Origin of the sequence: Mucilaginibacter pankratovii, assembly GCF_014773265.1 — a bacterium.
GTDB lineage: Bacteria > Bacteroidota > Bacteroidia > Sphingobacteriales > Sphingobacteriaceae > Mucilaginibacter > Mucilaginibacter pankratovii.
Genome location: NZ_JACWMY010000003.1, coordinates 243,698 through 264,912, shown reverse-complemented (window position 1 = coordinate 264,912; position 21,215 = coordinate 243,698). Strand labels below are relative to the sequence as shown.

The following is a 21,215-nucleotide window of genomic DNA, read 5'->3' as shown; positions in this document are numbered from 1 at the left end:
ACCTTATCAGCCGCCTTTGCATCGAGATTTGATAAAAAAACAAATCTTATGCTTACCATTATTTTGATCTGCTTCGCTATCTGTTTCCTGATAGAAAAAATCATCCCCGGCTGGAAACTGCCCGCCGTACCCACTTGGACCATCCGCGTACTGGCCATTAACTTTGCGCAACTGCTTATTGTTGTGGCTGCCGGTTTCAGCTGGGAAAAATGGCTCTCCGCTTATTCGCTGTTCAACCTGTCAAGCCATTTACCCAACTGGCTTGGCGGCGTTATTGCTTATTTTATAGCCACGTTTATTTTTTACTGGTGGCACCGCTGGCGCCACGAAAGCGATTTTTTGTGGACACGCTTTCATCAGATCCATCATAGCGCCCAGCGCATAGAGGTAATCACCTCCTTTTACAAACACCCCTTAGAGATGCTGGTAAACTCCATTATCGGCAGCCTGCTGGTGTATACCTTGCTGGGCTTAAACCCCGAAGCCGGTGCCATTTACACCCTCTGCACCGCACTGGGCGAGTTTTTTTACCACACCAACATAAAAACCCCAAAATGGGTAGGCTATGTATTTCAACGGCCCGAGATGCACCGTATCCACCACGAATACGAGAAACACACCAGTAACTACGGCGACATTGTTTGGTGGGATATGCTTTTTGGTACTTACGCTAACCCTAAAGAGTTTACAACATCCTGCGGTTTTGATACCGAAAAAGAGCTGCGCCTTGCCGAAATGTTGCAGTTTAAGGATGTGCATAAAGAGTAAGCGTGGTTGTTGGCTATTTTCTGCTTAAACCCACAGCGGCAATAACATTTTAAATTGTCGCTGTGGGAGCGGGCGTTAAGGCTAATTTAACGGCAAATTAACCTCGCAGAGGCTTACAAAGAGGCACAACATATTAATTCTAAAAAAAAGATTAAAATGTTTCAACAAAGCGTATCTTTGCACCCCGACGCTGAAGTCGGGATTTCTCGCTTTCAGCGCATAGGAAAAATCGTTATCATATTGATATACTTTGACTTCTTACACTTAGAACTTTTTAATTAAAAAAAGCCCTATGCCCAAAGATACCTCCATCAAATCCGTCCTGATCATCGGCTCCGGCCCTATTATTATTGGCCAGGCATGCGAATTTGACTACGCCGGCTCGCAAGCCGCCCTTTCGCTAAAAGACGAAGGCATTTCCGTATCCATTATCAACAGCAACCCCGCCACTATCATGACGGATAAGGTTATTGCCGATCATGTTTACTTGCTGCCCCTCACCTGCGAAAGCATCGAGAAAATATTACAGGAACAAAAAATTGATGCTGTGCTACCTACCATGGGCGGCCAAACCGCGCTAAACCTTTGTATTGAAGCTGACGAGCAGGGCATCTGGAAAAAATACGGTGTTAAAATTGTAGGTGTTGATATCGCTGCGATTGAAAAAACCGAGAACCGCGAAGCCTTCCGCCAGTTAATGGTGGATATTGGCGTTGGGGTGGCAACTTCAAAAATTGCCAACTCCTTCCTGGAGGGTAAAGAAGCCGCCCAGGAAATTGGGTTCCCGCTGGTTATTCGCCCAAGCTACACGCTGGGTGGTAAAGGCGCAGGCTTTGTACACAAAAAAGAAGATTTTGATGCTGCTTTAAGCCGCGGCCTACAGGCTTCACCAACCCATGAGGTTTTGGTAGAGCAGGCTGTTTTAGGCTGGAAAGAATACGAACTGGAGTTGCTGCGCGATAGTAACGATAACGTAATTATCATCTGCTCTATCGAGAACTTCGACCCGATGGGCATCCACACCGGCGATTCGATCACCGTGGCCCCGGCCATGACGCTGAGCGACCGCTGCTACCAGGAGATGCGCAACCAGGCTATTAAGATGATGCGTGCCATTGGTAATTTTGCAGGTGGCTGTAACGTACAGTTCTCGGTAAACCCGGCCAACGAGGAGATCATCGCTATCGAGATCAACCCGCGTGTATCGCGTTCATCGGCCCTTGCATCAAAAGCAACCGGTTACCCAATTGCCAAAATAGCTGCAAAGCTGGCCATTGGTTACAACCTGGATGAAATTGAAAACCAGATCACCAAAACTACTTCGGCATACTTTGAGCCAACGCTTGATTATGTTATTGTAAAGATCCCCCGCTGGAACTTTGATAAATTTAAAGGCGCTAACCGCGAGCTTGGCCTTACCATGAAATCGGTAGGTGAGGTAATGGGTATTGGCCGCAGCTTTATCGAGGCTTTGCAGAAAGCCTGCCAGAGTTTGGAAATTGGCCGCGCCGGTTTAGGTGCCGATGGCCGCCAAAGCCGCAACCTCGAAGAAATTATGCACAGCCTGGAGCATCCGAGCTGGGACAGGCTTTTCCACATCTATGATGCCATGAGCCTGGGCGTACCTGTCGAGTCTATCCGCAAGGCAACCAAAATAGACCGCTGGTTTTTGAACCAGATACAGGAAGTGGTGAATATGGAGAACGAGCTTCGCCGCTATTCATTAAACAACATCCCTGAGGATTTCTTCTTCACGCTAAAACAAAAAGGCTTTTCGGATACACAAATAGCCTACATATTAGGCAACGTTACCGAAGAAGATGTTTACCAGCGCCGCAAAGCATTAAACATCCGCCGGGTTTACAAAATGGTGGATACGTGCGCTGCAGAGTTTGCCGCCAAAACCCCATACTACTACTCAACTTACGAGGGAGAGAACGAATCCATCGTATCAGATAAAAAGAAGATCATCGTGTTAGGCTCGGGCCCTAACCGCATTGGCCAGGGTATCGAATTCGATTACAGCTGTGTGCATGGCTTGTTAGCCGCTAAAGAAAGCGGTTTTGAGGCCATCATGGTTAACTGTAACCCGGAGACGGTTTCTACCGACTTTAACATGGCCGATAAGCTTTACTTTGAGCCGGTTTACTGGGAACATGTTCGCGAGATCATCGACCTGGAAAAACCACACGGCGTTATTGTTCAGCTTGGCGGGCAAACAGCGTTGAAGATGGCTGAGAAACTGCATCAGAATGGCATCAAAATTATCGGTACATCTTTCGATAACATGGATATTGCCGAAGACCGTGGCCGTTTCTCAGATCTGCTGAAAGAACTGAACATCCCTTACCCTAAATATGGCGTTGCCGAGAGTGCCGAAGAAGCACTGGCTGTTGCACACGAAGTAGGCTACCCTGTATTGGTTCGCCCAAGCTATGTATTAGGCGGCCAGGGTATGAGCATCGTGATAAACGATGAAGACCTGGAAAAAGCGGTTGTAAACCTGCTGAAAAACCTGCCAGGCAACCGCGTACTGATCGACCACTTCCTCGACCGTGCGTCTGAGACCGAATCGGATTCTATCCATGATGGCGAGGACGTACACATTATTGGTATGATGGAGCACATCGAGCCGGCCGGGATCCACTCGGGCGATTCGTTTGCGGTATTGCCGCCGTTCGACCTGAGCGATAGCGTGATCAGCCAGATGGAAGAGTACACCGAGAAAATTGCACGTGCGCTTAACGTGCGTGGCTTGCTTAACATCCAGTTTGCTGTGAAGAATGACACCGTTTATGTAATTGAAGCAAACCCGCGTGCATCACGTACGGTACCTTTCATTGCCAAAGCTTACGATGTGCCTTATATTAATATTGCTGCCAAAGTAATGCTGGAAGTTAACAAACTGAAAGATTTTACCATCGAGCGCAAACTATGGGGCTATGCCATCAAAGAGCCGATATTCTCTTTCGATAAGTTCCCTGAAGTGAACAAAGAATTAGGGCCAGAAATGAAATCGACCGGAGAGGCGATCAGGTTTATCCCGAATCTGCAGGACCCTTATTTCAGGCACCTGTATAAAGAAAAATCAATGTACTTGAGTAAATAAATTTTGTTCCGTTTTTTTGGAATTTAATTTTTTATAGGTTTATTGCAGCCGCAATTGCTGTTGTAAACGATGGTTTAATTTAGTTCGATCGTATTGAAACTTAACATAAAAAGTGCCACCCCTGGCCTTAATTTAAACAACTTCGACGCCGAAGATATTGGCGATGTATTGCTTAAGATTGAAAAATCGTTTGATATTACCTTTGCTGATGACGATTTAAAAGAGGCAAAAACCTTTGGCGCACTATGCGATGTTGTAGTAGCAAAAGTGAAACACGCGCAGGCCGACAGTTGCACCACGCAGCATGCTTTTTACAAGCTGCGCAGCGCTATTAACGCCAAAAATCCAACAGAAAAATACCTGGTAAAGCCCCAAACCAAACTTTGCGAGCTATTCCCCCGGGATAACCGTATAGAGGTGGTTGCAGATATTGAGGCCGAGATGGGTTTCCACATGAACCTGCTGCAGCCTAAGGCCTGGATAGTTTGGACTTTCGGGCTGATGCTGGTTGCTTCTATCGCTTTATTCTGGGTAAACACAACCATTGCAACGCTGGGTTTAATTGTTTCTATAGCAGGCCTAAGGCTTGCCGGACGTTTTGGCAAAGAACTTAAAGTAAAAACCATTGGCGACCTGGCCGAAAAAATTGCCCGTGAGCATTATCTCAAATGCCGCCGCGATGCTTCTACCGTAAACCGTACTGAAGTAGTACAAAAGGTAAAGGAACTATTTGCAGAATCGTTCCAATTGGAAATGTCGGTGTTAACTAAGGAAGCAAAGTTTGCATAGTTAAAGCTGAGAACGAAAAGCATATATCAATAGCGATGGGCTTGAAACCCATCGCTATTTTTTTGTTTTGGGGCTTCGCAAACTGCAAACCGCTCACTGCAAACTGCTTTACTCATCCACCATCAATCCCCTTACTTCAAACGTTAGCCGCTGCTTAGGGTTTGTTTTTATTTGATGCTGTTTAGCTCCAATAACCGTATCGCCGGCAAAGTGCTGCATATCGTCTGCTATAAACTGCTTTTGTGCAACACCTTCTATGATCACAATACGGCCGCGCAAAGCTTTCGGCAGATCGATGCCATAATTTTTAAAATGGGCGTTAATTATCTTCCCCCGGCCGGCATCAATTTCAAACCAGCCGCCCTTTGATTTAGTTACCCGGATAATTCTACCGCGAATAGCGGTTGTGATACGTGTTTTCTTAGCAATCGTGATTTCCATCTGCGTGGCGGCAGTGGGGCCAATATTTGCAGGCTTTATGCCAAAAACCATCCCATGTGGTAGCGGCGGCGGCTTCTGGGCGAAGCAGAATGAGGATGTGATCAACCACATTAAAATAAATATGCCTTTCATTATCCGCATAATGCTGTAACATTCGTTAAGGTTGTAAGTTTGACCATTTTGACTGCGAAGTGGTTTATTTTTCCACAGCGGGCTCTATCGGTCGGGCTATTTTAAGATATTTGTATACATGTTATTAGCACGTTACCAGCACGAATTTATTGAGGCCGGATGCGACGAAGCAGGCCGCGGCTGCCTTGCCGGCCCGGTGTTTGCCGCCGCCGTTATTTTGCCCGATGACTTCGACCATCATTTACTGAATGATTCTAAACAGTTATCAGAAGAGGTACGCTACGAACTCCGCATCGAGATAGAACAAAAAGCCGTTGCCCATGCAGTTGCCTGGTGCGATAATTTGGAGATAGACCAGATCAATATCCTTAACGCTTCTTTCCTCGCCATGCACCGGGCCATCGCGAAGCTGCATTTATCGCCGCAATTTTTAATTATAGATGGAAACCGCTTTAATAAATACGGTAGCACACCACATGCCTGCATTATAGAGGGTGATGGCAAATACTTCAGCATTGCGGCGGCATCCATCCTCGCCAAAACCTACCGCGACGATTACATGAAGCAAATTGCCGCTGAGCACCCCGAGTATAACTGGCACAGCAATAAAGGCTACCCAACCATTGCGCACCGCAAAACCGTGCTGGAACTGGGGCATACGCCATATCATCGTAAAACTTTTAAAGTTACCAACCCACAGCTTACTATTTTTTAGCCATTGCTTTGCCAAACCGTGCAAGGTTGATAACTTTGAAAGAACCAATTATTTACTCGCTTTGAGGATCCTGATCTTAACCCACCGTGTACCATTTCCACAGAATGGCGGCTACCCTATTGTGGTAGGCAATACTATAAAGGGTTTGATCAACCACGGTCACGAAGTTTCGCTCGTCAGCCTTAACGTAAAAAAGCATACCGACAAAATTTTTGAGCGCGACGAGTTATTAAACAAGATCGCTTACACAGAATATGACATTGATACTCGTGTATCTATGATAGAATTTGTAAGCAACCTTTTCACCAAAAACCCATATAATATTGATAAGTATTATGATGCCGGTTTTGAAAAACTGCTGGTTCAAAACTTAAAGGATAACGAATATGACATTATACAACTGGAAGGGCTTTTTGTAGTCCCGTATCTTGCGGCCATCCGCAAAAACTCAAAAGTGAAGGTTATTTATCGGGCGCACAATATCGAGCACCAGGTATGGCGCAGGCTGGCACAGCAAAAAGGCGATCCATTTAAAAAATGGTATCTTAATCTGCTTGCACGGCGCGTAAAAACCTACGAGCTGGAACTGCTTAACAAGTTTGATGGTATAGCCGTGTTTACCGGGCAGGATAAAACCTCCATGCTATCCTTCGGCACTAAAATACCCTTGCGGGTTTTACCCATAGGGGTAGATCTGGCTATGTACGTACCTATGCCAGCCAAAACAGAGTGCCCCAGTTTGTTCTTTTTAGGCTCGCTGGATTGGCTCCCCAACCGGGAGGGCATAGAATGGTTTATGGATAATTTTCATAAAGATATTGTGGATGGCGAGCTTAAGGTAAAATTCTACGTAGCCGGCAACAGCATCCCCGAGGAGTTTGACGAATACGAGGTACCCGGCAAAGTATTTATACAAGGCGAAGTAGATGATGCACTGGAATTTATCAACAGTAAATCCATCATGATAGTGCCCCTGCTTTCGGGTGGTGGGATGCGGGTAAAAATTGTAGAAGGGATGGCTATGCAGAAGTGTATCATTTCTACTTCCATCGGAGCGGAGGGGATCAGCTTTGTACACAACGAGAGCATCCTTATAGCCAACAACGCCGATGAGTTTTACAACGCTGTGTTGAAGTGTGTAAGGGATGAAGAATATTGCCGTACCGTTGGGCAAAACGCACGTAAATTAATGGAAGAGCAGCACGATATAAATAAGGTTACCGAAAGCCTGGTAGACTTTTACCGGTCCATTATCTAAACAGCGGGCAATTAAACCTATTTTACTACTTTTGCCCCGATAATAACTAAGCATGAAAAACACAGCATTAACCGGAGTACACACCGCACTTGGCGCTAAAATGGTACCCTTTGCGGGCTACAATATGCCGGTACAATACACAGGCATTAATGCCGAACACGAAACCGTACGCAAAGGCGTTGGCGTGTTTGATGTAAGCCACATGGGCGAATTTATTTTGAAAGGCGAAAACGCGCTGGCGCTGATACAAAAGGTTACCAGTAACGATGCCTCTAAACTATATGATGGCAAGGTGCAATACTCCTGCCTGCCAAACGAAGACGGCGGCATTGTAGACGACCTGCTGGTTTACCGTATTGACGAGAAAACCTACATGCTGGTTGTAAACGCTTCCAACATCGAAAAAGACTGGAACTGGATCTCTAAATACAATACCGATGGCGTGGAGATGAAAGATATCAGTGACCGTACATCACTCTTAGCCATCCAAGGCCCAAAAGCCGCTGAAGCGCTTCAAAGCCTGACGGATATCGACCTGGCATCGATGGAGTACTATACGTTCAAAAAAGGCACCTTTGCGGGCATCAACAATGTTGTGGTTTCTGCAACAGGCTATACCGGCGCAGGCGGTTTTGAAATTTATTTTGATAACGAACATGCAGAATTTATTTGGGACGCGGTATTTAAAGCCGGCGAGCCATTCGGTATAAAACCAATTGGCCTGGCAGCACGTGATACCCTGCGCCTGGAAATGGGCTTCTGCCTGTACGGTAATGATATTGATGATACAACTTCTCCTTTGGAAGCCGGCCTGGGTTGGGTAACCAAATTCAGCAAGGAGTTTACCAATTCCGAAGCTTTGCAAGCGCAGAAACAAGCCGGCGTTTCGCAAAAACTGGTTGGCTTTGAAATGATAGACCGCGGTATCCCCCGCCATGATTACACCATTGTAGATGCCGAAGGCAACAACATTGGCAGGGTAACATCGGGCACGCAGTCGCCATCGCTGCAAAAAGCAATTGGCCTGGGCTACGTGAAGAACGAATTCGCCAAAGAAGGCAGCGAGATTTACATCAGCATCCGCGATAACAAAGTAAAAGCAAAGGTGGTAAAACCGCCGTTTTATAAGTAACCCCCAGCCTCTGTTAGCTAACGGAGGAGCAGAATTAGCATGTCAGAATCAGCACATCAAAAGTTCCCCCTTCAGTGGATTAGGGGGTTAGACGTTTGCCTCACTCCCGCATTAATTCCACTCTATAATGTAGAAGATTACATCGTAGTGGTAATCGATATCTTCCGCGCTACCTCTTCTATCTGCTATGGTATCGAAAACGGCGCAGAAGCTATCATCCCTGTATCTGAAGTAGAGGAGTGTGCCGCTTATCGCGAGAAAGGATTAGATTACCTGCTGGCTGCCGAGCGTAACGGCGAAGTGGTTGATGGCTTTGATTTTGGTAATTCGCCCTTCTCTTACACGCCCGAAAAAGTCTCCGGCAAAACCGTCGTCCTGACTACCACAAACGGAACCCATGCACTACATTTATCGCGCAGCGCCAAACGCATCGTCATCGGTTCATTCCTTAATCTTAGCGCGCTTTGCAACTGGCTAAAAACGCAGAACGAAAACATCCTGCTGGTTTGCGCGGGTTGGAAGAATAACTTTAACCTGGAGGATACCCTGTTCGCCGGTGCGGTTATCGAGCAATTGAAAGGCAACGGCTATGTGTTGGACGACCCCGCGATCGCTGCAAACGACCTTTTCCAGGTCGGCAAAACCGATATTACCAAATACCTCGATAAAACGTCTCACGGCGAGCGCATGAAAAAACTGGGCATCGAAAAAGATATCGCCTTTTGCCTGCAGGTAGACCTTACTACCGCCATCCCCGTTTTGGATGGCGATAGATTGGTGAAGCTGGTTTAGGCCGCCCTCGCAACATGTCGCCGCTTGCGCCATCTTTTGATAAAAAGGTATAGCGCAAATACTACAAACCAATAAGGCCAAAGCGACAAAATACCGAAGAACATCTCCTGCAACAAAGAAGAACCACTGCCCAGCGCCTTCATTATTTTGTAGCCAAAACCTACACTTGTTTCCCTTTGCGAAGGACGCTCGGTATAAAACTTGATGGTTAGCGAACTGTAATCAACCTGTTTGTTTAAGTAATTAAGCTGTCCCTGGTTCGATTCGATGTCCGTTCTTATCTCTGCGAGTTTATTTTCAATCTCCAGCATTTCAGATATTTTGGTAGCCCGCTTCAGTAGTTCTAAGTAGCGCCTTTCCAATACCAGCTTATTCTCTAACCGGGTTTTAGTATCAATAAATTGCGTGGTTACATCGCGGATGCTGATGTTTTTGCTGTCTATTTTGGTTGCGGTAGATGATACCGAACTAAAAAAAGCGTCAAAGCTAACTGCGGGTATTTTAATATTCAGCTCGTATTCTTTACGTCCATATTCGCCGTCATCAGTTTCCTGGTCAGATTGTACGTAGCCCTTTAGCTTTTTAAGGGATGAGATAATTCGTTGCCGGGTGATTTTCACATCGGCTGTTTCAAAACTAATGTCGCCTTGTTTAATTATCTTTTGAGTAACATCTGTCGCAGTTTTTACCCTGGCATTTACTACCGGAGCATCAACTTCGACGTCTGTGTTTGATTCACTATCCCCTACAAACTCAGGGGCGCTTTCAACGCTTGCATACACTTGGTTGTCTTCTTTTTCAACCGGGGGTGGCATCATCACTTCCGCCAGCTTTGGTTTGTCCATTGCTACACTGTCGAGAACCATTTGCTCTACCCCATTGGTATTGCTATTCTTACAGCCGCCAGTAATTAACAGTGACGTTGCAAAAAAGAAAAAATAAGCTTTCATAATAATGTGGTTTAGTTTTATCTTCCAAACGAACACCGCACTATTATATTGTACATAATTTTAATTATACAGAATTATATTCTGTATAATTAAAATAAATAGATTTTTATATCGAAGGCTGTTATTTTAGCTTCTCATTATTCCGATGCCTGTCGGCATCGCGAATGCTCTTTTTAATCATATTTTTCTCCAGTGCTTCGGTTAAGTTAATACCGGTTTGGTTAGCCAGGCATATCAGTACAAATAGCACATCGGCCATTTCATCCGCCAGATTAACTTCCGTATCCGATTTTTTGAAGGATTGCTCGCCGTATTGCCGCGCCATAATGCGGGCAACTTCGCCAACCTCCTCCATTAAAATAGCCGTATTAGTAAGCTCATTAAAGTAACGGATGCCGGTTGTTTTTATCCAGTTGTCAACGGCTTGTTGTGCCTCGTCTATCGTTATAGCCATCGCTTAATGATTGTCTTTATCTTTAGTATCCATTACAATAGTCACCGGCCCATCGTTCAACAGACTTATCTTCATATCGGCGCCAAAGATACCCGTGGCTATTGTTTTTCCGGTCAGGGTTTCCAGTACGGCAATCATCTTTTCGTACATCGGTATTGCCTTATCCGGCTTTGCGGCACGGATAAAAGATGGGCGGTTGCCTTTTTTTGTTTGTGCAAACAGCGTGAATTGAGATATAAGCAATATATCCCCGCCGATATCCGAAAGTGCTTTATTCATCAGCCCATTTTCATCGCCAAAAACGCGCAAGCCGGTTATCTTTTGTGCCAGCCACTGCAGGTCTTCGTCGGTATCGGCATCCTCTATGCCTATCAAAACTAAAAAGCCTAATCCTATCTGTCCGGTAATATTGCCATCAACCGTACAGGATGCCTGGGTAACACGTTGTATAATTGCGCGCATGTCTATCTCGTTATTTTAAATTCTGCTCCCCCTTCAGGGGGCCGGGGTGCTTAAGCCCTCGTATCGTTCCCATTATAAATACTCAAATAGCTGTCATAGCGGGATATGGCAATATCACCCTCCTCAATAGCAGCCAGCACCGCACAGCCGGGCTCGTTAATGTGCCTGCAATTGTTAAAACGGCATTGGTTCATTAGTTCGCGCATCTCGGGGAAAAAGTGGCCAAGCTCCTGTTTTTCAATATCAATAACACCCAGTTCGCGGATGCCCGGGGTATCTATAATGTATCCACCCTGCGGGAGTTCGAACATTTCGGCAAAGGTGGTGGTGTGCATACCCTTGTCGCTCCAGTCGGAGATCATGTGCGTGCGCAGATCCAGATCGGGCAACAGGCGGTTGATCAGGCTGGATTTACCAACCCCTGAGTGGCCCGAAAACAGGGTAACCTTATCTTTCAACAGATCCTGAACGGTATCAATATGCGTACCCTCCAATGCCGATACGGAATAGCATTTATAGCCGACATTCTCGTAAACGGCCTGGTATTCGGAAAGGATCTCTAATCCTTCATTGCTGAACAAATCGAGTTTGTTAAATATCAAACAGGCAGTTATGCCATATGCTTCTGCAGTAACCAAAAAGCGGTCGATAAAGCCAAGCGAGGTACGGGGCGATGCCAGGGTTACCACCAAAAGGGCCATGTCCAGGTTGGCCGCGATGATCTGCGCTTGCTTAGACAGGTTGATAGATTTGCGGATAATGTAGTTTTTGCGCTGCTGCAGGTTGGTTATTATGCCGGTTTCCTGCTCGGGTTCCATTTCAAAATCCACCACGTCGCCAACCGCCAACGGGTTGGTGGTAGTAATCCCTTTAGTGCGGAATTTTCCTTTAATACGGCAATCTATAGTCTGTTCTCCGGCTTTCACCTGGTACCAGCTTCCGGTTGATTTTGTTACGAGCCCCTGCATATTCAGCGCCAAAAATACTTAATTACATCGTTTTATTCGCCATCGCCTTATTTAGCGATGCAATACAGGCAATAACTGCCGTATTCATTTTATCCAGGTATTCCCTTATCATCCCGCGGCTTAAGCTCATCGAGGTTATCAACCCTAAATGTTTCTTTTTATAAAGCTTGATCAAATAGTCCGGATCGTTTTGATAACCGATCTTATTCAGCACGCCGTTCTTTGGCCGGAAACTAATCTCATAAATTTTATAAGCGTAAAAGTTATTGCCACTGGTTATTTTTATAGAAACCGCAGCGAAGTAATCGATAGCTATCAGCCCGGGCGACACTTTGTACTCTAACATGGCCTGGTCAAAAACAGCTGCGCCTACATCAACTTCTCGGTCTGCCGGATAGGGTCGATAGTTTTTGAAGTAGTTTTTGAACCAGGCATTGGCTACCCTATCTAATACGGCTTTGCTACCTGTTACCTTAACGGTGTCAGCATAGATTAGCTTATCATTCACCATAGGCAGATTATATACAAGCGAATCTTTTACATCCTGGGCAAGAGAACACTTAAGCAGAAGCGCCAAAACTGCTGTTATTAAATACCGTTTCATAATGAGCTAATGTTACAAATAATACACATTATATCGGAGATTTAATAAAAATGAAAATAATCCTTGTTTGTTAAAAAATAATCTACTTACTTTACCGACATTATATATGACAACTAACAACACCACAATTACAACAATTATTACCACCGGGATAAAACTTGGAGGAAGATAATCGTATGGTGTAAAACATAAAGACAAACCAAATGAAAGCCTTCCTCCGCAAAGAGGAAGGCTTTTTTATTTTTTATCGCAATAATGAAAGTACTAAAATTCGGGGGAACCTCGGTCGGGTCGGTAAACAGCATCAAAACACTGCTCGACATCTTAAAGGAAGAGAACAAGAACGGCAGCAAGCCGGTGGTAGTATTATCGGCCATGAGCGGCATTACCAACCTGCTTATTTCTATGGCAGAAGGGGCAGCGGCAGGCAAAGAGTTTACGGCAGAGCTTGCCGAACTGGAACGCCGCCACTTTGAAGTAGTAAAAGCCCTGTTGGATATCCAAAACCAAAACCCGGCTTACACCCGCTTAAAAATTCATTTTAACCAGTTAGAGGAGTTACTACAGGGTGTGCTTACCTTAAGAGAGCTTACCGCCAAGACCCGCGACACCATCCTAAGTTATGGTGAGCGCTGTTCGGCGATGATGATCAGCAAGATAGCGGCGCAGCATTTCCCCGAGGCGATGTTTGTGGATGCCTCCGAACTGATAAAAACAGACAGTGCATTTGGCAACGCCCGGGTTAACCTCGAACTTACCGATCTGCTTATCCAATCTTTTTATAAAGAGCATAGCGATAAACTCTTGATCGTAACCGGCTTCATTGCCGGTAACGATGCCGGGCAGATCACCACGCTGGGCCGCGGCGGCAGCGATTATACCGCAGCCATCTTTGGCTCGGCACTAAATGCGCAGGAAATCCAGATCTGGACCGACGTGAACGGCATGATGACCGCCGACCCGCGCATGGTTAAAAAGGCGTTCTCTCTGGAGGAGCTTACTTATACCGAGGCGATGGAACTTTCTTATTTCGGCGCCAAGGTTATTTACCCACCAACCATGATCCCTGCCTTTTTGAAGAAGATCCCTATCGTGATCAAAAACACCTTCGAGCCGGAATTTGCAGGAACTGTGATCCGTCATGATTGTAAATCTTCTAACCTACCAATTAAGGGCATCTCCTCTATCAATAACATCAGCATCCTCAGCCTTGAAGGCAGCGGCATGGTAGGCAAATCTGGCTTTAGCGGCCGTTTGTTCTCGCTGCTGGCAAGAGAGCAGATCAACATCATCTTAATTACGCAATCCTCATCAGAACATAGCATCACGTTTGCGGTGCAGCCAACAGATGTTGGCAAGGCCCAAATGCTGATAGAGCAGGAGTTTGAGCTGGAGCTTTTAGCCAATAAGCTGGAGCCGCTTGTAGTAGAAAAGGGGCAGGCGATATTAGCTATCGTAGGTGAAAACATGAAACAAACACCGGGCGTAAGTGGTAAATTGTTCCACGCGCTTGGCCGTAATGGTATTAACGTAAGGGCGATAGCACAAGGCTCGTCAGAGTACAATATTTCTGTTATCATTTCCGCGACGGATCTGGCCAAAGCGCTTAATGCTGTTCACGATGCGTTCTTTATCCAGCTCACCAAAACGCTTCATGCCTTTTGTTTAGGCACGGGCAACATTGGTAAAACCCTGTTCAATCAGCTGAATGCCCACCGCGAGTTTTTGCAAAAGAACAACGGTATCCAGGTTAAAATAGCAGGCATCAGTAACACCCGTAAAATGGTTTTCAATGCCGACGGTTTGCCGCTCGACAGCTGGGAAGATGAATTGGCGCAATCGCATCACGAGGCCGACCTGAAAACCTTTATCCATCACATGAAGGAAATGAACCTGCCCAATTGTGTGTTTATTGATAATACCGCCAGCCTTGCGCCTATAAGTATTTACGAGGAGGTTTTTAAATCGAATATCTCGGTAGTTACCTGCAATAAAATAGGCAACTCGGCAAGTTACAGCCAGTACAAAACCTTTAGGGATACCGCCCGCCGCCATGGTGTCGATTTCTTTTACGAAACCAATGTGGGTGCCGGCCTGCCTATCATCCGTACATTAAAAGATTTGATGAGCAGCGGCGACAGGGTGCAGCGGATAGAAGCGATCCTCTCGGGCACTATATCCTATATCTTTAATTACTTTAAAGGCGATGCCAATTTCCACGACGTAGTAAAAGAAGCGCAGGAAAAAGGCTATACCGAACCAGATCCGCGCGATGACTTGAGCGGCAAAGATTTCATGCGCAAAATGCTGATCCTGGCCCGCGATGCCGGCTACGAAATGGAGGCAAGCGATGTGCACATAGATGCTATATTGCCCAAAGCCTGCCTGGAGGCCCAAACTGTTGAAGATTTTTATGCTGCATTAAAAAGCGAAGATGCTTTCTTTGCAAACTTAAAGGATACAGCAGAAAAGGACAAAAAGGTGTTACGCTACATTGGCAAACTGGAAAACGGCAAGGCCTCCATCACCCTGCAAATGGTTGATGAGAACCACCCTTTTTATATGCTCAGCGGCAGCGATAACATCATCTCGTTCACAACCGACAGGTATAAAGAACGCCCGCTGGTAGTAAAAGGCCCCGGCGCAGGTGCCGAAGTAACCGCCGCCGGTGTGTTTGCGGATTTGATAAATGTGGGAGCGAATTGATATACAAGAGCAAAGAATCAAGAGACAAGAAAAAACGCTTGTTAGCCTCCCTTAAGAAATAGATTTATGAGTAACGATATACAAGATTTAAAACAACCAATGGTAACAACGCAAAAGCTTTTGGATAGCATCCAGGTTTTCGCACCCGCTACTGTTGCCAACGTGGTTTGTGGTTTTGATGTACTGGGGTTCGCCGTAAACGAGCCGGGTGATGAGGTGATCATGCGCCGCACTAATAAACCAGGTATCACCATCAGCAAAATTACCGGCGATGACGGTCGCCTGCCGCTTAACCCGGCCAAGAATACGGTGAGCGTAAGCGTACAGCATTACCTGCAAAGCGTGGGCCGGATGGACATTGGTTTAGATATCGAGCTGCACAAAAAAATGCCTATTGGTAGTGGGCTGGGTTCCAGCTCGGCAAGTACGGTTGCCGGGCTATTTGCTATCAAAACCCTGTTGGGTGACGATACAGATGCTGCTACGCTGCTTCCCTTTGCCATGAAGGGCGAGGAGATGGCATGTGGGCACGGCCATGCCGATAACGTTGCACCGGCATTGTTAGGCGGTTTTGTACTCATCCGCAGCTACGAGCCATTGGACGTAGTGCGTTTGCCGCATCCGGCAGGCTTATGGTGTGCCATTGTTTTCCCGGATGTGGATGTGCCCACCCGCGAGGCCAGGCAGATCATCCGCAATAAGATCTTTATGAAAGATGCCGTTACCCAATGGGGTAATATTGCCGGGTTGGTAAGCGGCCTGTTTATGCAGGATATCGACCTCATTGGCCGCAGCATGAAAGATGTGCTGGTAGAACCGGTGCGCAGCATGCTCATCCCCGATTTTTACATCATGCGCGAAATGGCTATGGAAATGGGCGCGGTAAGCTTCGGCATCTCCGGTTCGGGGCCATCAGTGTTTGCTTTTACCCGCGATGAGGAGACAGCCAAACGCATCACACAAAAATTACAAAAACATTTAACCAGCATCAAAATAGGCTCCAATATTTATGTATCAACTATAAACGATGCAGGGCCGAGGGTGATAGGGTAGTATCCTCCGCCACGTCATTGCGAGGAACGAAGCAATCTCCCGGCAATGCATGGCGTATATGTAAAGTGTAGAGATTGCTTCGTTCCTCGCAATGACGCGTGGGTTTTTAGACATCCGAAATCAAAATGAAATTCTACAGTACCAATAATACCGAACTAAGGGTTGGCTTTAAAGAGGCCGTTTTTAACAGCATGCCACAGGATAAGGGCCTTTATATGCCCGTGGAGATCCCACACCTGGGCGATAAATTCATCCACAACCTCGATCAGTACACCCTGCCCGAAATTGCCTATCATGTAGCTAAAAACCTGCTCGGCGATGATATCCCGGCAGAAGACCTGAAAGCTTTAATTAAAGACGCTATTAACTTTTATGCCCCGGTTGTAAAACTGGAAGAAAAGGTAAACGTGCTGGAGCTTTTCCACGGTCCCTCACTGGCTTTTAAAGATTTTGGCGCACGCTTTATGAGCCGCGTTATGAGCTACTTTTTAAAGGATGGCGAAAAACAACTGGATGTACTGGTAGCCACTTCCGGTGATACCGGCGGCGCTGTGGCACTTGGCTTTTTAGGGGTGCAGAACACGCGGGTTACCATCCTTTACCCAAAAGGCAAGGTAAGCGATATACAGGAACTGCAGTTAACCACCAACGGACAAAACATTCGCGCATTAGAGATAGATGGTACATTTGATGATTGCCAGGCATTGGTTAAACAAGCCTTTACAGATCCCGAATTAAACGCCGAATTCCGCCTTACTTCGGCTAACTCCATCAACATCGCCCGGCTTATCCCGCAAACGTTCTACTACTTCAATGCTTACGCGCAATTATTAAAGCGCGGAACCCGAAAGGTGGTTTTTGCAGTACCAAGTGGTAACTTTGGTAACATTGGCGCAGGTTTATTGGCCTGGAAAATGGGACTGCCGGTAGAGCAATTCATCGCGGCAACAAACGCTAATGACACCGTGCCCGAGTTTTTAAAAACCGGCGTTTATCAGCCCAAACCATCCGTAGCAACCCTATCCAATGCTATGGACGTAGGCAACCCAAGCAACTGGGTACGCATCGCCGATCTGTTTAAAGAACACCCCGACCAGCTAAACGCCCTTATCACCGGCTACACTTACACCGACGAGGACACTTTGACCGCCATACAAGAGATCTTCGACACTTATAATTACGTGGCCTGCCCACACACCGCTATTGCCTGGAAAGCCTTAAAAGCCTATCAGCAGGAGCATAAGGCAGAAGACACTACCGGCGTGTTTTTATCAACCGCACACCCCTGCAAGTTCCCTGATGTGTTTACCGAACAGATAGCCCACGAGATAACCGTACCCGAACAGGTAAAGGAACTGGAAGAAAAAGACAGCAAAGCGGTAAGTTTAGGCACCGGTTTTGACGAATTTAAAGGATATTTGCTTGAAAATAGTTAAGATGAGCAATAGCGGCATCCGATCGGCTTTGATTTTTTTAGTTGTTTGTGCAATGGCTGTGGCCGGTTGTAAAAACCAGCGCCCCTTTAACGGGCGCGAATGGAACGATGGCGACGGTATCGATTTTCCAAAACGCTACATGATGGTTGAAGACCTGCTGGCAACCCATAAACTAAAAGGCATGACCTATAAACAGGTTATCCTTTTATTAAAATACCCGCAGCGCAACAGCCATACCGACCGCAGTTTTTATTACGACATCACCCTGAAAATGGACGGCATCGATACCGCTTATTTTAAAGGACTGTTGTTTAAATTGAATGCCGACTCGGTGGTAACCGATGTGCAGGTATTTGAAAAGACTGCTAAAAAGAAGGAGAAAAAGTGATTAACACCATCATATTCGATCTCGGGGCAGTACTTATCGACTGGAACCCCGATTACATGTACCGAAGTATTTTTGCCGATGAGCAGCAAATGCGCGATTTCCTCACAACTGTAACCACATCCGACTGGAACGAGGAACAGGATGCCGGCCGTTCTTTACAGGAAGGCACCGAATGGCTTATTGCCCAACACCCCCATCATGAAGAAAACATCCGCGCCTTTTATGGCCGTTGGATTGAGATGCTGGGTGATGCATTTGAAGGCACCGTGGAGATTTTTAAAGAACTAAAAGATAGCGGCAAGTACAGGATCTACGCGTTAACCAACTGGTCGGCAGAAACCTTTCCCATGGCGCAGGAAAAATTTGAGTTCCTGGGTTGGTTTGATGGTATCGTAGTATCAGGTGCCGAGAAAATGCGCAAACCCGCCCCGGAGTTTTACCAGATCCTGCTGGACAGGTATAACGTAAAACCCGAAGAATCTTTATTTATCGACGACAATTACCGCAACATCCTCGCTGCAGAAAAAATGGGAATTAACTGCATTCACTTTACATCTTCTGAGAAATTGAGAGAGGAGTTGCTTGAAAAGAGCATTTTGTAAAAAGACGCGAAGTATCGCGTCTCTAAGAAAAATATTCTATTGTAGAGACGCGATACTTCGCGTCTCCATTTTGACATAAAACAGCAAAGCCCTGCAAGATCACTCTCGCAGGGCTTTTGCTTATATTAATTGTTGTTTTGGCTATTTGTTAGTACCGAATGGCAGGTAGAAACCAAAGGTAATGTTACGCCCCGGATTGTACACGCCAAAGGTGGGGTCTTCCTGGCTGTAGCGGCCCGGCCTTAAACGGCTAAGCGCATCGTAATAGCGTTTGTTGGTTAGGTTGTTGCCCGATACATACACCTTGAGCGGCTGCGCGCCAATTTTAAAGGTAGCGCCAATACCCGCGTTCAACAAAGTATAAGCATCTGCAGGTGTTTCAAACGTGGCATCAACCCTTGTTTGTTTAAAAAAGTTATCTATCCCAGCCGACAGGTAAAAATCCCTGATGCCTTTTACCTTGGGCTCAAAACGCAGGGTGTTATGCAATACGCCGGCCGGTATTAATGGCAAGGGCCTGTCGAACGATCTGTTTTGCGCGCGGGTATAGCTAAAGGTATTCTCAAAATGCAGAAACGATATCGGGTGCAGGGTTAAGTTCCCTTCAAAACCGTAAAGGTTGGCATTCACTTGTCCGTAACGGTAGGCATCATAGCTGCGCGGCAAACCGGTAGATTCATCGGTAACAGTTATCTGCTCGTTGTTGGTGTTTGATGCGTAGATGTAATTGTGGATATAGTTCTCATAAATACCAAAGCTCCCGGTTACAAAGCCGGAACCATATTCCAATGTGGCGTCTGCCTGGTAGCTGCGCTCGGGCGATAGATTGCCCGAACCGATCTCATAGCGATTGGTTCCTTCGTGAACGCCGTTAGAGCCCAACTCGGCAGGGTTTGGTGCCCGGAAGGCCGTACCCGCATTTGCTTTAAAGCTCAACACATCATTAAAGATATGGGTGTACCCTAAAGCACCGCTTACGTTAGAGAATTTATTATCGAAGCCGGTGAAGATCTCATCGCCATCCACAAACTGCTGCTTGCCTTTATTCTGGATGTAATCAAACCTTAAACCAGCGCTAAAGGTGTTGTTCTCCCATGTCTTTTTCACATACCCGAAAGCACCGGTACTGTATTCGTCATAAGCAGGCACCAACAGCTCAACGCCTTTGTTAACACTATGCCCAAGGCTTGCGCTGATACCGAAAACAGGACGCCAGCCATTAAAATCGTGCAGGTAATACTTGGCATCCAGCGAATAGGTATTCAAATCAAAAAACAATACCGGGGTTGGATTATCTTCCAGCTCACGGCGCTGATTTTTCTGGAAACCAAGGTCGAGTTTTAAAGAGTTACTGCCCAGTATAAAATTATTGTTGAACGCTAATTTATAATGGCGGATATCCTGTTTTGGGTAATCCAGCGTGCGGCTGGTATTATCGCTGTACAGGTTGTCGCCCGGCTCGGCATCAAAAAAACCAATGTTGTTTTTATAGTACGAGAAGTTTAAATGCGAGTAACCCCAGGCCTTATTTACACCCAGCATCCCGTTAAAGTCGGTTTGGTTGAAGCCGCTGTTTTGGAAGTAGCCTGCAGGGGTATTATACGAGTGCGCGTTTTGATAGGTACCCCGGCCCCGCCAAACAAAGCCATTCTCATTGCCACTCAACATCACCGATGTATTGATGAGCCCGCTGTTGGTAGAGTAATTGCTCAACACCTCGCCTTTGATATTTCCTTCCGCGGGAGACGGCGGGTCTATCACATTAATAACACCGCCAAGGGCGTCTGAGCCGTACATTAACGATGCCGCGCCGCGCAGCACCTCAACACGCTCCGCCTGGAACTGGTCTATCTCTATGCCGTGCTCATCGCCAAATTGCTGGCCCTGTTGCTTTACCCCATCGCTTAGCGTAACAACACGGTTGTAGCTTAAACCACGGATAACGGGTTTAGAGATGGCCTGGCTGGTGGTGATCTGGCTTAAGCCGGGTACCTGCCTGGCCAACGCGTCAATCAGGTTGGTTGATGCGCCTTGCAGCTGATCTTTGGTCACCACGCTGGCAGATGTGCTGTTGCTTCTGCTGCTGGCGGTGATGGGGGTGCCGGTTATCACCACTTCGTGCGCTTCCACAATGCTGGTCTGCATGGCAAAAACCAAAGGTGTTGCCGACGAAAAATCTATCGTTTGGGTAATAGTTTTATAACTAAGGTACTGCACCTGTACCACATATTTGCCGGTAGCGGGCACGGAGCGAAAGGTAAACTCGCCGTTGGCATTGGTAGCTACAGAAACATGCAGATCGGGGATGCTAACAACGGCGCCAATAAGCGTCTCGTTTGTTTTGGCATCAATAACTTTACCTTTAATAATATTGGCATCATCGGCGAAAGCCGTAATTTGTATAAACAGGAACAGGAAACAACTAATGAGTTTTAGTTTCATAATAAATAATTAAA

General features: G+C 46.4%; 19 protein-coding genes. 12 read left to right on the top strand and 7 right to left on the bottom strand.

The features are described 5' to 3' along the window. Positions 1-48 precede the first annotated feature (48 nt). The 3 genes from IDJ77_RS06880 to IDJ77_RS06870 all read left to right on the top strand — a co-directional run bounded on the left by IDJ77_RS06880 (position 49) and on the right by IDJ77_RS06870 (position 4,666). Positions 49-768, top strand: coding sequence for a sterol desaturase family protein (locus IDJ77_RS06880; protein ID WP_191188202.1), 720 nt, complete (start codon positions 49-51; stop codon positions 766-768). Between the two features lie 292 nt (positions 769-1,060). Then, positions 1,061-3,877 carry a carbamoyl-phosphate synthase large subunit gene (carB, locus tag IDJ77_RS06875; RefSeq protein ID WP_191188201.1) on the top strand — a complete coding sequence of 939 codons (2,817 nt, stop codon included), beginning with the start codon at positions 1,061-1,063 and terminating at the stop codon, positions 3,875-3,877. A 93-nt stretch (positions 3,878-3,970) separates the two neighbouring features. Then, positions 3,971-4,666, top strand: coding sequence for a hypothetical protein (locus IDJ77_RS06870; protein WP_191188200.1), 696 nt, complete (start codon positions 3,971-3,973; stop codon positions 4,664-4,666). A gap of 108 nt (positions 4,667-4,774) precedes the next feature. On the opposite strand, the gene IDJ77_RS06865 is transcribed toward IDJ77_RS06870, so the two are convergent. Continuing rightward, a complete protein-coding gene (locus IDJ77_RS06865) occupies positions 4,775-5,107 on the bottom strand; it encodes a DUF4920 domain-containing protein (RefSeq protein ID WP_191188199.1) in 333 nt (110 codons plus the stop codon). A 250-nt stretch (positions 5,108-5,357) separates the two neighbouring features. On the opposite strand from IDJ77_RS06865, the gene IDJ77_RS06860 reads away from it, so the two are divergent. The 4 genes from IDJ77_RS06860 to IDJ77_RS06845 all read left to right on the top strand — a co-directional run bounded on the left by IDJ77_RS06860 (position 5,358) and on the right by IDJ77_RS06845 (position 9,136). Beyond that, positions 5,358-5,954 carry a ribonuclease HII gene (locus IDJ77_RS06860; protein WP_191188198.1) on the top strand — a complete coding sequence of 199 codons (597 nt, stop codon included), beginning with the start codon at positions 5,358-5,360 and terminating at the stop codon, positions 5,952-5,954. Between the two features lie 61 nt (positions 5,955-6,015). After that, the gene (locus tag IDJ77_RS06855) at positions 6,016-7,212 is read left to right on the top strand and encodes a glycosyltransferase family 4 protein (RefSeq protein WP_191188197.1); all 1,197 of its coding nucleotides are present in this window, start codon (positions 6,016-6,018) and stop codon (positions 7,210-7,212) included. Positions 7,213-7,264: 52 nt separating this feature from the next. Further along, entirely contained in the window at positions 7,265-8,344 is a 1,080-nt protein-coding gene (gene gcvT, locus IDJ77_RS06850) for a glycine cleavage system aminomethyltransferase GcvT (protein ID WP_191188196.1), read from the top strand. 39 nt (positions 8,345-8,383) lie between these two features. Next, the gene (locus tag IDJ77_RS06845; RefSeq protein WP_191188195.1) at positions 8,384-9,136 is read left to right on the top strand and encodes a 2-phosphosulfolactate phosphatase; all 753 of its coding nucleotides are present in this window, start codon (positions 8,384-8,386) and stop codon (positions 9,134-9,136) included. Here IDJ77_RS06845 and IDJ77_RS06840 read toward each other — a convergent pair. The 5 genes from IDJ77_RS06840 to IDJ77_RS06820 form a co-directional block, all read right to left on the bottom strand. Next, a complete protein-coding gene (locus tag IDJ77_RS06840) occupies positions 9,133-10,086 on the bottom strand; it encodes a DUF4349 domain-containing protein (RefSeq protein WP_191188194.1) in 954 nt (317 codons plus the stop codon). The genes IDJ77_RS06845 and IDJ77_RS06840 overlap by 4 nt on opposite strands. 121 nt (positions 10,087-10,207) lie before the next feature. After that, a complete protein-coding gene (locus IDJ77_RS06835; RefSeq protein ID WP_191188496.1) occupies positions 10,208-10,534 on the bottom strand; it encodes a nucleotide pyrophosphohydrolase in 327 nt (108 codons plus the stop codon). 9 nt (positions 10,535-10,543) lie between these two features. Then, the gene (gene dtd, locus IDJ77_RS06830; RefSeq protein ID WP_191188193.1) at positions 10,544-11,002 is read right to left on the bottom strand and encodes a D-aminoacyl-tRNA deacylase; all 459 of its coding nucleotides are present in this window, start codon (positions 11,000-11,002) and stop codon (positions 10,544-10,546) included. A gap of 50 nt (positions 11,003-11,052) precedes the next feature. Beyond that, positions 11,053-11,970, bottom strand: a complete 918-nt coding sequence (gene rsgA / locus IDJ77_RS06825) for a ribosome small subunit-dependent GTPase A (protein ID WP_191188192.1) — start codon at positions 11,968-11,970, stop codon at positions 11,053-11,055. Positions 11,971-11,992: 22 nt separating this feature from the next. Then, a complete protein-coding gene (locus IDJ77_RS06820; protein ID WP_191188191.1) occupies positions 11,993-12,574 on the bottom strand; it encodes a hypothetical protein in 582 nt (193 codons plus the stop codon). Positions 12,575-12,829: 255 nt separating this feature from the next. Between IDJ77_RS06820 and thrA the strand changes: the two genes are divergently transcribed. The 5 genes from thrA to IDJ77_RS06795 all read left to right on the top strand — a co-directional run bounded on the left by thrA (position 12,830) and on the right by IDJ77_RS06795 (position 18,759). Beyond that, entirely contained in the window at positions 12,830-15,280 is a 2,451-nt protein-coding gene (gene thrA / locus IDJ77_RS06815) for a bifunctional aspartate kinase/homoserine dehydrogenase I (protein ID WP_191188190.1), read from the top strand. 99 nt (positions 15,281-15,379) lie between these two features. Further along, a complete protein-coding gene (locus tag IDJ77_RS06810) occupies positions 15,380-16,333 on the top strand; it encodes a homoserine kinase (RefSeq protein ID WP_191188189.1) in 954 nt (317 codons plus the stop codon). A 125-nt stretch (positions 16,334-16,458) separates the two neighbouring features. Beyond that, positions 16,459-17,769 (top strand): threonine synthase, encoded by a 1,311-nt coding sequence (gene thrC / locus IDJ77_RS06805; protein ID WP_191188188.1) that lies wholly within the window; start codon positions 16,459-16,461, stop codon positions 17,767-17,769. After that, on the top strand, positions 17,756-18,157 hold the full coding sequence (locus IDJ77_RS06800; RefSeq protein ID WP_191188187.1) for a hypothetical protein: 402 nt from the start codon (positions 17,756-17,758) through the stop codon (positions 18,155-18,157). Before thrC ends, IDJ77_RS06800 begins: the two co-directional genes overlap by 14 nt. Further along, positions 18,154-18,759 (top strand): HAD family hydrolase, encoded by a 606-nt coding sequence (locus tag IDJ77_RS06795; RefSeq protein WP_191188186.1) that lies wholly within the window; start codon positions 18,154-18,156, stop codon positions 18,757-18,759. Before IDJ77_RS06800 ends, IDJ77_RS06795 begins: the two co-directional genes overlap by 4 nt. Before the next feature lie 141 nt (positions 18,760-18,900). On the opposite strand, the gene IDJ77_RS06790 is transcribed toward IDJ77_RS06795, so the two are convergent. Continuing rightward, positions 18,901-21,201 carry a TonB-dependent receptor gene (locus IDJ77_RS06790; protein WP_191188185.1) on the bottom strand — a complete coding sequence of 767 codons (2,301 nt, stop codon included), beginning with the start codon at positions 21,199-21,201 and terminating at the stop codon, positions 18,901-18,903. Positions 21,202-21,215: the final 14 nt, after the last annotated feature.